Annotated in this window: 10 protein-coding genes; 4 read left to right on the forward strand and 6 right to left on the reverse strand. The window is 41.2% G+C overall.

Going from position 1 to position 13,825, the window contains the following annotated elements:
- Position 1: 1 nt before the first annotated feature.
- Together AN944_RS04665 and AN944_RS04670 are read right to left on the reverse strand one after the other, a co-directional pair.
- Entirely contained in the window at positions 2–973 is a 972-nt protein-coding gene (locus tag AN944_RS04665; RefSeq protein ID WP_055023437.1) for a DUF2333 family protein, read from the reverse strand.
- 12 nt (positions 974–985) lie between these two features.
- The gene (locus AN944_RS04670) at positions 986–1,471 is read right to left on the reverse strand and encodes a copper chaperone PCu(A)C (protein ID WP_055023438.1); all 486 of its coding nucleotides are present in this window, start codon (positions 1,469–1,471) and stop codon (positions 986–988) included.
- Between the two features lie 35 nt (positions 1,472–1,506).
- On the opposite strand from AN944_RS04670, the gene AN944_RS04675 reads away from it, so the two are divergent.
- Positions 1,507–2,244, forward strand: coding sequence for an enoyl-CoA hydratase (locus AN944_RS04675; RefSeq protein ID WP_055023439.1), 738 nt, complete (start codon positions 1,507–1,509; stop codon positions 2,242–2,244).
- A 105-nt stretch (positions 2,245–2,349) separates the two neighbouring features.
- Here the strand turns inward: AN944_RS04675 and AN944_RS04680 are convergent, their stop codons facing one another.
- The 4 genes from AN944_RS04680 to dusA form a co-directional block, all read right to left on the reverse strand.
- Positions 2,350–2,556 carry a PspC domain-containing protein gene (locus AN944_RS04680; RefSeq protein WP_055023440.1) on the reverse strand — a complete coding sequence of 69 codons (207 nt, stop codon included), beginning with the start codon at positions 2,554–2,556 and terminating at the stop codon, positions 2,350–2,352.
- Positions 2,553–2,732 carry a hypothetical protein gene (locus AN944_RS04685; protein ID WP_055023441.1) on the reverse strand — a complete coding sequence of 60 codons (180 nt, stop codon included), beginning with the start codon at positions 2,730–2,732 and terminating at the stop codon, positions 2,553–2,555. The genes AN944_RS04680 and AN944_RS04685 overlap by 4 nt, the downstream gene beginning before the upstream one ends.
- A 3-nt stretch (positions 2,733–2,735) precedes the next feature.
- Positions 2,736–3,083 (reverse strand): hypothetical protein, encoded by a 348-nt coding sequence (locus AN944_RS04690; protein WP_144430142.1) that lies wholly within the window; start codon positions 3,081–3,083, stop codon positions 2,736–2,738.
- Between the two features lie 324 nt (positions 3,084–3,407).
- Complete coding sequence (dusA, locus tag AN944_RS04695) at positions 3,408–4,427, reverse strand: tRNA dihydrouridine(20/20a) synthase DusA (protein WP_055023443.1); 1,020 nt, start codon at positions 4,425–4,427, stop codon at positions 3,408–3,410.
- Positions 4,428–5,116: 689 nt separating this feature from the next.
- Between dusA and AN944_RS04700 the strand changes: the two genes are divergently transcribed.
- From AN944_RS04700 to AN944_RS04710, 3 genes are all read left to right on the forward strand, one after another.
- Positions 5,117–7,933 (forward strand): cadherin-like domain-containing protein, encoded by a 2,817-nt coding sequence (locus AN944_RS04700; RefSeq protein ID WP_055023444.1) that lies wholly within the window; start codon positions 5,117–5,119, stop codon positions 7,931–7,933.
- Positions 7,934–7,944: 11 nt separating this feature from the next.
- Entirely contained in the window at positions 7,945–10,707 is a 2,763-nt protein-coding gene (locus AN944_RS04705; protein ID WP_055023445.1) for a TonB-dependent siderophore receptor, read from the forward strand.
- Positions 10,708–10,952: 245 nt separating this feature from the next.
- On the forward strand, positions 10,953–13,781 hold the full coding sequence (locus tag AN944_RS04710; RefSeq protein WP_055023446.1) for a M16 family metallopeptidase: 2,829 nt from the start codon (positions 10,953–10,955) through the stop codon (positions 13,779–13,781).
- Positions 13,782–13,825: the final 44 nt, after the last annotated feature.

Genomic DNA, 13,825 nt, shown 5'->3' on the forward strand with positions numbered 1-13,825 from the left:
ATTATCCCTGAGAGAGTAAGTTAGTTAAATCAATCACCGCGGCATTTGCACGCGATATATAGTTGGCCATCACTAACGAGTGGTTAGCCACCAATCCAAATCCATCACCGTTTAAAACCATTGGACTCCATACGGTTTGCTGAGTTGCTTCGAGTTCACGGATTATCTGACGTAAGCTCACCTCAGCATTTTTCTTTTCCAGCACATCGGCAAAATCAACTTCGATGGCTTTCATAAAGTTTAATAAAGCCCAAGCAGAACCACGGCTTTCATACAACACATCATCAATTTTCCACCAGCTTGTTTTTATTTCTAAGCTCGCCATTGATGACGTTGATTGTCTTGCTGCGGTATCACCAGCTAAATCGGTATTCAATCTATCTTGACCAACACTGGCAGATAAACGTTGTGACATACTGCCTAAACGCTTTTGCACTTCTTTAAGCCACTCGTTTAAATTATCTGCACGGGCATAAAACTGGGCATTACTGTTTTCAGTATCACTGATTTTAGCGCGATAAAGTTTCAATAGTTTTATGGCTTCACGATATTCACTTTCAGCACTCGGCACTAACCAGCTAGTATGCTCAATATTCAGTTTTGAATGAGCGGCAAGTAAGTCTGCATCTGCCGTTGATTGTGATTGCGAACGACTGAACTCCTTACGCATAATTAAGGCCAAATCACGAGATTGCTCTAATGCGCCAAACTCGAATGCTGGCATATTATCCATCATCACAGAAGGTGGCATAATATCATTGGATAACCAGCCACCTGGTTTGTCCAATAAGGTTTCCATGGTTGAAATTAATGACGATGTGGTCGCATAGCCAACAACATCTTCACCGCGCTCATTTTGCAGTACTTCTGGCTCAAGAATATCAGGCTCGATACTCCACCAAACCGAGATAACGTATCCGATTAAAAAGATAAACCCGACTACGCCAATGACTTTATTCCTTGTTACTTGCATCAATACAACTCCTTAATGATGATGGTGATGATGGCTTTCTTGGGATTCATTACTCGCCTTTTTCTCAACCGTCAGTTCAACCTGTAGTAGTTCGCCATTTTTAAAAACCAATTCTAACGGGACTGTATCCCCTACTTTCAAAGGCTCTGTAAGTGATAACAGCATGATATGATCACCAGAGGCCTGTAATGACAAGGTGCCATGAGACGGGATCTCGAACCCTTCTACCTGACGCATTTTTACCATGCCATTTTCTTCAATTAACGTATGAAGCTGAGCTTCTTTTGCCACTGGTGTATTCACAGCGACTAATGTGATTGCTTTGTCAGTATGGTTCATTAATGTCATGTATGCTGCGGTATTTGGCACACTTGCAGGCATGGCTCTTACATGACCATCACTTAACATTATTCCAGCAAAAGCCGAAAAAGAAAACGTGGTTAAAACTAAAAAACTAAACAGTTGTTTGAATATTGCTTTCAATGTCTTAAACTCCATTTACACCCTACTCGCGTCCATAAGGAAAACAACGAATGAGCCAGATTCAGGTTAAGGATGATCAAGGCGTACGTATTATCAGTTTTAATCGTCCAGAAAAACGTAATGCCTTTAATCTTAAAATGTACCAACAGCTTACAGAATACCTGATCCAAGGTGAGAGCGACAATGACATTCGTGCCTTTATGTTGCGTGGTGAAGACAAATGTTTCACATCAGGTAATGATATTGCCGATTTCCTTGCCAGCGGCGAGCTAAACGACAGTCATCCTACGGTACAATTCTTACATTGCTTACTCACGCTCAAAAAACCAATTGTTGCTGCTGTATCTGGAGCAGCTGTCGGGATTGGCACAACCATGCTGTTACATTGTGATCTCGTTTACGCTGATAACAGTGCTAAATTTCAGTTACCGTTTGTGAATTTAGCGTTAGTCCCAGAAGCGGCCTCGAGTTTACTTTTACCTTTGATTGTTGGCCAGCAAAAAGCGGCAGAATTGCTCTTATTAGGCGAAAGTTTTACCGCAGAGACAGCATATGAGCTCAATATCATCAATCGTGTGGTTGAACAGTCGGATTTAGATAACTTTGTGTTAAGCCAAGCTAAAAAGTTAGCGGCTAAGCCACCATTGGCCATGCAAGCATCTAAAAAGTTACTACGATACAATCAAGCAGAAGTGAAACAGCAAATGCTTACTGAGCTTGAGTTATTTAGTGAAAGGTTAAAAAGTGATGAAGCGAAAGCCTGCTTCCAAGCATTTTTATCTCGCTAATCAATTTGGGCCATTAAGTCGGCTCATCTAAAACCTGCTTGGTAATCAACTGACGATGCAAATAATCTCAGCTAGGGGCGGTGATGACCATCACTGTCCCTTACATTAATAGCGAGACTGTTGCTGACTTACGATAATGGCAGCGATAAAGTAACCTATTAGGCCAACAGTTGGACTTAAAAAAATAGCGATAAACGTTAATACACGCGTCCACATGACAGACCAACCGAATTGTTTTGCTACCGAAAGGCATGCGCCGCACACTAATCGTTTTTTAGCTTTCAAATAGTTCTCTACATCTGACATGTTCATTCTTTTTCTCCTACTAAACCAGCTTGGTTAAATTCTGCTGAGATAGCATCTACATGGCTAAATTGGTACCGCTGCAACCCGCAAATCAAAAGTGAACACACAATAAAACTGATTACGGGAAGCAGAAGAAGTGAAATCAACGGATCTGCTAAATGAAATATCATCATTAAATCCATGAATTAGTCCTCGTTACTGGCTAATACTGATTCCGCATTTTCTTCCTGTGCTGACTCAGCTAATTCTAGTGAGCTATTTAAAGCAAACACTTGCTCAGCGATTTGACTATGCAGTGACAATACAATTTCTTGTTTCGCTGTTTGCAGCATTTCTGTTGCAGTTTCACTGATTCGAGTTTCTAACACATGAATCACATCGGCACTGTTCAAATCGTTTGCTTGTGCTCCCATACTTGCTGTTGCAAGCAGTGCAACCAAAGCTGCTTTTTTCATGACACTTTTTGCTGATGAAGTTGCATTAGTGTTTGTCGATAATAATGAACCAGTTGTATTTGTAGTTGAGTTAAACATGATGTCTTCCTTTTCATTTGTTGGGTACACCATGGTTATTACAAGCTGCGTGCCAAGTTTTAAAATATTTTTTAAACCTTGATTTATAAGGGTTTTTATCAAAAATTTTTCTTATCAACTAAAAAGCGCATTGAGCATTTTTTAAACTATTAGTATTTTTAACCACTAAAATAGTGAAATTAGCTAAAACTTAATTAGCCAAATAACAGTCACAAAAAAAGCGCCCTATAAAGACGCTTTTAAAAGTTAATTTAGCTCGACAGCCGCATCATGTAAGCGATACTAATAGCCTAGATGCCAATGCAAGATAATCATTCACAACTATCAAAGGTTGTTGTTAGGATAAAAGGTCACATCAGCAGGTGGGCGGCTTTGCTCCATTCTTGCCACTGCGTCCCAAATAACCGAGACACCAGCACCAGCTTTATGAGCATTCTCACTTAAATGTCTGCGCCATCCTCTTGAGCCAGGTAAACCTTGAAATAAACCAATCATATGACGAGTGATATGATTTAACCGTCCGCCCTGCGCTAAATGTTGCTCAATATAAGGCATCATTTGTTCAATAACCTGCTCACGGGTAATGACGGGTTTATCATCACCATAGATAATCTGGTCAACCTTAGCGAGTAAATAAGGGTTCTGATATGCCTCACGGCCTATCATCACACCATCTAATTGCTCTAGGTGCGTTAACGAATCTTCTAAGGTTTTTACACCGCCGTTAATACTGATATTCAAATCGGCATAATCACGCTTTAACTGGTACACACGCTCATAATTAAGTTCAGGTATTTCCCGGTTCTCTTTTGGGCTTAATCCTTGTAACCACGCTTTTCGAGCATGCACAATAAAGGTATCGCAGCCAACCGCTTTTACCGTATCAACAAAATCAGTGAGAAATTGATAACTGTCTTGCTCATCGATACCGATTCGAGTTTTAACCGTTACAGGGATATCAGCAACTTGCTTCATCGCATCAACACACTCAGCCACAAGTTGTGGCTCGCCCATTAAGCAGGCACCAAAACGGCCATTCTGGACTCGATCAGAAGGACAACCCACATTGAGGTTAATCTCATCATAGCCGCGCTCAAACGCTAACTTGGCGCACGTAGCTAAGTCTTTTGGATTTGAACCGCCCAATTGAAGCGCGACAGGATGCTCTTCTTCGTTATACGCCAAGTAATCGCCTTGACCATGAATAATTGCACCTGTGGTGACCATCTCGGTATACAGCACGGTATTCGCTGACATCAACCGAGCAAAATAGCGATAATGTCTATCAGTCCAATCAAGCATGGGCGCAATAGAGAGTGCTCTGTTTAACTTCTTGTTTGTCACAACTAACTCAACCTTTTACAAATCAATTGGTTAAACCAAAATCTATCGATTACAACCAGCTTAAATAAAATGCCTTTCAGGCCTATTCTTACTTTTCAGTCCGTTTGGGGAACCTGATCCACCTCTTCTAAAGTGGTTTATTATAAACAACGGAGCATACAAAAAGACGAATTATACCATTAATAAGCGTACAAGAAAGAATGCAACCGCTTATTACACGACAGTCAGAATGACAGGTAAACTTAATCCAGCTATAACCTCTACTTTTGTCCCCAACTTTCCTCATTCTGAGGTGCCAATTTGAACTCTTTTACTAACCCAGTTGGAGTTATTGAAATGTAAATGTTGGTAAATTTGCCCCCTTAACCAAAATGAACAGCCCGCCTAAGAATTAACAACACGCTTACAACCGATGATTTCCACAAATACAAAATAAAAACTTAAAGCGATTACCAAAATATTAAATAATAGATATAAATCAATGGTATAGCATTTATCCTAAATAGGAAAAAATCTATTTTTAACGCTTTCAATTAATTTACATTGTCAAACTAAAATTTACAAATAGTTGCGATCATGATCGTAAAACTAAAAACATGTATCAAGTCGTGATGAGAATGATTTGCATTTGTAACAATGCAGTATCAAAATGCCCGCGAATATAAATTGATAATAAATAGGACTTTCTGATGGCGAAGCATACATTCCCGATCGCACCTTTAGCTATTGCTGTAGTTTCCGCATTACTAACAGCATGTGATGGAGGCTCTTCAGACTCAAACTCTGCACCAGTATTTGACACAGCTTCACTGGCTGTAACTGTGCAAGAAGACACTAGTTTTGATGGTAATTTAATCGCCACTGATGAAAATAGCGATCAAATCACCTTTTCTATTACTCAGACGCCTGAAAATGGGTCACTTTCATTGAGTGCTGATGGAAGCTACAGTTATACGCCAGCAGTTGATTTTTTTGGTACAGACACCGCAACAGTACAAGCAAATGATGGAACGGTTGCCACCTCAGCAAATCTGGTATTCACTGTCACCAATGTGAATGACATCCCCGTAATTGTAAGTAGCAGCATCGCTGTGAATGCAAATGGTGTGACAGAAGGACAAATTGTGGCGACGGATGCTGACGATGACGATCTAAGCTACAGCATTGAAGCTGCCCCAGAATCAGGAACATTAACACTTGATGCAATAACGGGCTCATTCACTTACACCGCAGACCCATTATCATTTGCCAAATCTTTTACAGTAGGTGTCACCGATGGGCATTCTGACATGCTCACAGCCGTTATTGAGCTTAAGCCTAGCTACGAAACTAATCAGCAAAAGCAAGATTATTACTACGCTTCCGAATTATCACATCTTAAGCAGTCTCAGGCATTAATTGATAGCCTTGAACAAGACAATCTAGCTGACCCAGCCTACCTTGCGTTAGCCCGCGGTTATGCCAATGCAGGCTTTACTGACGAAAGTAGCCGTATTGTCAATGAAGATATTATTAATCAAGACAACAAAGCCAGAGCATTAAAAGATATTGCATCTGACTATAATGACAATGGTTTATTTGACCAAGGTGACACACTTCGTGATGAGGCATTAAAAGTCTACAATATCTACGTCGCAGACAAAGGCTTTAGTAGCTTCAATACCTCAGATGGTGGATTTTACCTTTCTCTATTAGGCGATTATCAAGACAGCGGCAATGAACTAGGCGCCGAAAATGTATTAGCAACGCTTGAGCTGATTAAAGAAGCACTAAAATCTGATGAATATACGACAAGTTATGGCTATTTACTGACTAGCAACCGTAATTATGTCGAGGCATTGCAAGCACAATACTTGGCGGATAAAACAGAGGCGAATCGACTTAAATTTGTTGCTTCCGTTGATCATTTTGTCGAGTACATTGAAGATATCGGTTATGAGTATTTACCCTCTTCAAAAACCAATGCCGGAAGCCCTGATTATTATAGACGAGCATTTTATTACGGTTGGGCGCTTGAATACTATGTTCGTGCAGGCGAAGAGCTTAAAAGTAAGGAGCTCATCGCGCGGATAATTTCCCTACACGGTGAGGTAACTTACGATGAAGAATATAATCGTCCAGCGAATGAGTATGCGGAATATACCAAAGAGAACGGCGTCGCTTATGCATTACAACTCGCGGCCGGTCCGCTAGAACTGTTTTACCCTAACATAACACCGAACCCAGCTTTAGCGATTGTAGCAGGTTCCGAATTCTTAGATCGGTATGAATCAACGGTTCAGGAAGAGATTGACGATTATCATGGGTTATCAATCATACTTGAGGGTGGCAGTGTTGAAACCGCAACAGACTATTTAATTGCTCTATCACCAGATGCTTACCGAACACAGTTCAGAGCCGTTGCAGAGCAAACAATTACCAGCCCAGGATTAACCACACACCTTATTAATTATGGTATGTATGATGAAGCCAAACAGGCTATTGAAGTTGCCAAAGGCATTCTTACCAGTGAAGAAATGATTAATGAAAGGCTGACGTCTCCAGCCTACATTGTTGGCGACTGGGGCTGTGGTAAATTGATCGAATTACTCCAACGGATGGATGCTCAAGATGATGCCAAAGCATTATTCCCAACCTGCCATCAACTATTAACTGATAACTACCCGATCAACGCAGAAGGCCTTACAACCTCTAACCTGTTAGATGCACGACAGAAGTTGATGAGCATTGCTGGTAAAGTCGATGAGTCAGAAGTCGCAGCAGCCACGACCATTGAAGCACTATCGTTGATCGACATAGTCAGTGATTTTGAAGACCGCATTGAATGGCGTTACGAATTTTCCCAAAGCGCTGCACTTAACGGCTTGTTAATGAGTGCTGCTGAGCAAACAACAACATTAGTAAACGAATATATAGCCGGATATGAGGCATTTGTTGCTGCAGAAGATGGCGATGAAGAAGCAGGATTAGACTTAGGTATTGATATACTTGAGCAACTTGCTAGCCCTGATGATTTTAATACCTCTACCGATGCGTACTCTGTGGTAACACAAATGCGTTATCACGCAGCATCGGATGAATATGCGACAAGTTTAGCCAGCGTACAAGCTGATATTGCAAAGCTAATTAGTTTCATTGATACCAAGGTGCAAACACAAACCGCAACCATTCAAGCTAATATTTACGAGGATTCGGTCGCCCTACTTGCTGGAGCGCGTAACTACGATTTAGCAAAAGAGATCATTGCTCGAGATGCCAATGCAGAAGCTGCTCAATTAGAGCTTACCTCTGTATTAGCTGAAGAAATCGCCCTACAAGAAGATTTCCCTGCAACTGTTGCTGCTAACGTCGATACAGATCAAGACGGCAAGCCTAATTTCTTCATCAGTATAGCAACTGAAGAACAAATCACCGCTTCTGGCTTGACCGCTGATGATGATACTGACGGTGACGGTATTCTTGACAGCGAAGATGTTAATCCACTATTGCCTGATAACGCGCAGTAACGGTTAACACTATGAAGTTAACACTTAACCCTGTATACGTCAGCATGATGCTGGCGTTAAACCTAACGGTAACCTTTTCCGCTTTTGCGGAAGAGGTTGACTCTTTTGAACAGCAACAACAAACAATCCTTGCAAGCACTAAAAAGACTGCTGAATTATGGCAGAGCTGTGCTCAGCAGTTACGTTTTCCCGAAGCGAAGTTACTGAGCGACGAGCAAGCTAAATTAATGAAAGGCTGCCTTAACAATGACGGAACACCTGTTGAGGTGATAGAAGTCACAGGCCGTTACTTTGGCCCAGAAGTACTTGAAGCCCAAGGTAGAATATTCCTATCTCAGGATTTCATTGAAAATGCCCCTATTGGCAATGGTGACATTACTGAGCTATTAAAAGGTCTTCCGGGTATTCAAACCAGTGAAGCTGACAATAGCTTATCGAGTCTAACGGACATTCGTTCGCGTGAGGTATCTATTTCTGGTGGTAAAGCCTACCAAAATGGATTTTTTATAGACGGAATGAACGTCAATAGCCGTATCGACCCTGGTAGCTCTTCATTAGCCACAAGTAGCCAAAACTCAGTAGCGGGTCATACAAACGAGTTCTTCTTAAACAAAGACTTAGTAGAAAGCATTACCGTCTATGACTCTAATATTCCCGTCGAATATGGCGAGTTTGTGGGTGGTGTTGTGGAATCTCAAAGTAAAGATGCCTGGGATTTACCCGCGGTAAGACTGGGGTACCGAGGCACTAGTTCTGATTGGGTGGAGTTCCATGATATCTATGGCGACAATGCCGATCCTTCTGAATCTACTTTTGACAAGCCGGTATATGACAAACACCAATACAAACTTCAACTCGCTAAGAAGCTGGAAGATGGCCGAGGTATTGGTCTAAATGTTAATCACACCACATCGACACAGAGTATCGAGTCCCTTGGCGTATTAGAAGATACCGAAAGTACAAACTCGAACGTGATGTTGAAGTACGACTCTGAACTAGATTGGTTTGATCACCTCAGTGTATCAGCGCTTTATGCCCCTTTTGAAAATCACGATATTCTCACTGACACCTTAAATAGTGAGTACACAACCAAAGGGGGTGGCTATGCACTAAACGCGGTGGGTTATCGAAACCTTGGTTGGGCCGACTGGAAAATTACTGCTAACAGTCGTTACAGTGAAAATAGCCGCACAGCACCTCAAGATTACTTCTCTTGGGCGAATGTTCCAGGAAAAGATTGGGCTGATCCTTGGGCTACCGTATCTAAAGAAGGTGCTTATGGTGATCTCGATACCCAACAAATCACCTATTCGTTAAATAACAAGTTTGATTTTGACGCCAACTTTTGGGACTTAGACCATCAATTTAGTATGGGTCTACAATTAGAAAGTCAGCAAATATTGCGTGATCGAGAGCAGCAAGCTGTGACCTATTCTAACGCCAGAATAAACAGCCAAGTTGACTGTAATGGCAACAATTACGATTGTATTGAACAGTCAAATAACACCTCTATTGAAGAGCTGGAAGCCATATTAGGTGAGCCATTTGATCCAACCAACCCTGAACACCTCGCGCTTTATGAAAAGTCAGTCGGTACAACGGGACAGTTTTTTCAACGGCGAGTTATTTATCAAGAGGAACATATTGATGTCACTGTGCGTAAAGCATCAATGTACATTCAAGATGTGATCGAGTGGGACAACCTAAAACTAAATTTAGGTTTGCGTTATGACACTGAAGATTTCTTTGGTAATCATAATATCGCGCCACGTATTTCCGGTGGTTATGACCTTTTTGGCGACAACCAAACCTTAATCACTTTTGGTGCTAGCCGCTATTACGATGCGAATTTAACAACCTATGCAATTCGCGAGCAGCAGTTACCTTATATCACCCAATACCGTGACTCATACAATAATGTTGTCGGTGATTGGATTGATGACAGCGAGCAAGACTTAACGCGGTATCGATACGACGGCGTAAAAACCCCCTATTCTGATGAATTAACCTTGGGCTGGAAACAAGAATTGCTCGGTGGTTTCTTGTCCTTGCGTGGCGTTTGGCGCCAAAACAAGGATGAAATTGGTCAGGGTGACTCTGTTAGAGAAGGAGGCTATACCTATCTTTATCAAGTTAACAAAGGTGAGAGCGAGCAAAAGCGTATTTCCCTGTCTTGGAATGGCCAATGGCGCAATCATAGTTTCTGGGCGAATACTTCTTGGTCTGAAACTTATACAAGTCAGGAAAGCTATGATGACAATATCGACGATACACCAGCTGAAGATATTGTTGCTTATGAAACCACTATCATTAATGAAGATGGCACAGAAGAAACAATTTATACCGCTGTTTCTCTAGACGACCTTGACCGACTTGCATCAAATTATGCTCGCCCTTGGATAGTTAATATGGGCTGGACTGCCAAGTGGACTGATGATTTACAAACGACGTTAACCGCAACATACACCCAAGGCTACACGTCTGTATCAGCAACTTCAGAAGTACATGAATTTGAAGATATTATTGAGACAACCCCTTCAGGTGAATTGTTACCCCTCGAAGCGACTATTTATAGGGAGTTTGAATACGATGATGCCATTTTATTTAATGCATCATTACGCTACCGATTACCTGATTTCAATAAGCACGGCCTAGCCTTGAGCTTTGATATAAGTAACTTATTAGACAGCAGAACATATTCGGTATTACCAGGTGAGTCTGGGGTTGAGGTTGGCCGAAGTTTCTGGCTTGGCATAAATTATACCTATGACTAAAGACACAGCATAAGTTGCAACAAAGCTAGACCTGCGTGTTGGTAAGCTATTTAGTTTACCAATACGCTGAACACCCTAAACCTAACTTACGGTTATTAAATTAAATAGCCTAATTAATATTTTGTATTCCAGATTTAATTGATAACAATCACGCATAAACACGATGTAAATATTATCAACGATATGTCTGGATCTTTTTTAACTAGTTCGTGATGCGAACATAACTTTCTCCTAATGTGCACTCAATGAATGAATACAGAAAAATGCTGACGAGCTGTGCTCGTCTTATCGCTTGTATTGTTGTCTTCATAAGCGTTACTTGTTCAGCCCAATACCAATGGGATCCCGCTTTGACTACGGGCAAGTTAGACAATGGACTCCAGTACGTTATCTACAACAGTGATAAAAAAACTGATCCTTTTAATATACGCTTGATTGTTAACGCAGGCTCCGTAGACGAAAAACAACGCGCAGGTGTTGCGCATATGCTTGAGCATATGGTGTTTCATAAAACTCAGAACCACCCAGAAGGGATTCACAACTATCTCGAAAAACTGGGGTGGAAAACAGGTTTGCAAGTTAACGCAATGACTCGTCAAACTGAAACTCAATACATGATCCGAACTCGGCCAAATGATGCATTAGATATGCAAGGATCACTTGCATTAATGTCACAACTTGCAGGCTACGCCACCTTAGATGCAGCTGATTGGCAGCGAGAACGAGGGGTAATTGTTGAAGAGTGGCGTCAGGGAAATGGGCTAGCTGATGAAGTTAACCAGCTAAAAAAAGCGGTTGTAAGAAATAACTCCCGTTATGTTGATCGCCCTACTATTGGTACTTATGAATCAATTAAACAAGCCGATATCAGTGAGCTAAGAGATTTCTACAACACATTTTATGTCGCGAGTAATATGAAATTAGTCATCTCTGGTTATCTCGATGTCGCAAAAACTGAGCACGCTATTCAGCATTCGTTTGGCCTTTTACCATCAAAACCACAGCCTAAACGCGACTATGTGGCTTTGCCTTTATCGCCTAAGCTATATATAGATAAAGTGCAGCATCCTAAAGGTAGCACTTCCATGGTGGTTTATGGATTGCGTATGCCAATGCCTGACCGTACAACAGAGCAAGGTCAGTACACGTATTTACAAAATTACTTCTTACGTAAAATGATGAGAAATCAAATACGACGAAATAAATCATTAGTTGATTCTGATGATATTGAAAGCCTTAGCCTTACTGTCAAAGAGCCAACAAATAACCGTCTGATTGTTGCTATTGCCTCTCGCACTCATAATCATGAATTAGGCCTCAAAGTTGTAGCAACTGAATTGGCTCGGCTATACCGAGATGGTTTAGATAAGCAAGAATTTATCCAAATACGAGACAAAGCAAAAGAGATTAATAGCCGCAATATTAAAGCCGCAAAGCATCGTGATTTTGCCGCTTGGGAAGATAAAATTACTGAAGCGTTTGTACAAGGCAGCTTGTTAGAGTCGCCAGTTGCACGTAGCGAGCGCACTCATCAATGGTTGAATAAGATGACCTTTGAAGAGCTTAACGCACGCATGCGTGAAATACTTGATACTGAAGACAACTTTTTATACTTCCAAGCTGGTGGCGATCAACAAATCACACTACCAACAACTGCAGAAGTTCGTCAATTGCAGGCTGATATCCAAGCAAATATCAATACTCTTGAAAAAAGTGTGTTGCTAGCCGATGTCAAACCCAAAGCAGCCCAAGCCATCAATACAGCCTCGGTCTCAGAAGTAACGACACCTAATCTGCCAAAAGTGACCTCAAAACCTGGTAGTTGGTCTCCACTTGAATCTGAGCAGTGGCAATATCAACAGCAAACATTAACCTTAAGAAAATACCAGCTAAGCAATGGTGACCAACTGTTGTGGCTTAACAAACCTACCTCTGATAATAAACTGTATATCAAAGCGTTAACTCAAGTAGGTTTTCAAAACAACGCGATACCAGCGTGGCTTGCTCAAACCAGTATACAGTTGTGGCAACAGAGTGGTTTAGCGCAATGGAGTGAAACTGAGTGGCAACAATGGCAAGTGGATAATCCACATTGGCAATGGGAATTTAAAGCCAATGAGCTGGATTTAGCTGCTGTTATAGCACCCGATCAATTAGCAACCTTAATGCAGTTATATCATTTACGAATGAGTACAGGTATTGATAAAGGTGCCTGGGAGTCAGTTAAAAATGACGTTGTTGAACAGGCAAACCGAATTCAACCAAAATCGCAATTTGTCAATCAACAACGTTTTGGTGAATCAACGTTTGATGACATTAACCAAGTTGACGTTGATGCCTTAAACCAAGCAAAAATTGAAGAGCAAGCCAAAACTATCTTATCGCAACCAGCCACCTTCTATATCATTGGGGAATTATCGCAAACTGATTTAGAACAGCAAATGAGTCACTCATTGGCGAATATTAGCCGTAAAGCGAGTTTGGATAACAACAGCAGCATGCAACTTCCAGCTAACCGTGTTGAGTATATTCAAAGCCATGACCAGCAAAAAGCCGAGATTAGTCAGTACGGGTATTTACCGATGCAGTGGACCCCCGAAAATGCATTCTTAGTATCAACGCTGACACCTATTGCGAAAAAAATGCTTAAGAAAAAACTCAGACAAGAACTCGGCGGCATTTATTCTATCAAATTTGAAATGCGCTTAGATCCTCAGCAGAACAGAGTAGAAACCGAAGTGCATTACACTTGCGCACCAGAGCGTGCTGATGAATTACTTACTGCGACGAATGAAGTGCTTAACAACCTGTCTTCCGCTATTGCCGAACAAGATTTACAACGTATTGTGGAAGATATCTATTTTGCAGAAAAAAGCCGTAATAACAATGCTAACACTTGGCTGAGAAGACTTATTTTATCTGACAAACGTTATAAAAATGCTAGCTATATCAAGCGGTCTGGACAATTACACGAACAGGTAACCCTTGAAGGCTTAGAAGTACTAGCGAAACAAATCTTCCCATTACCACATCGATTAACCTTCATCGATATGCCCGGAGGAAAAAAATTATAGATGATACGTCGGCCACTCAATATAACAGTGGCCGAGTTATTGAT

The sequence above is a fragment of the Shewanella sp. P1-14-1 genome (assembly GCF_001401775.1).
GTDB lineage: Bacteria > Pseudomonadota > Gammaproteobacteria > Enterobacterales > Shewanellaceae > Shewanella > Shewanella japonica.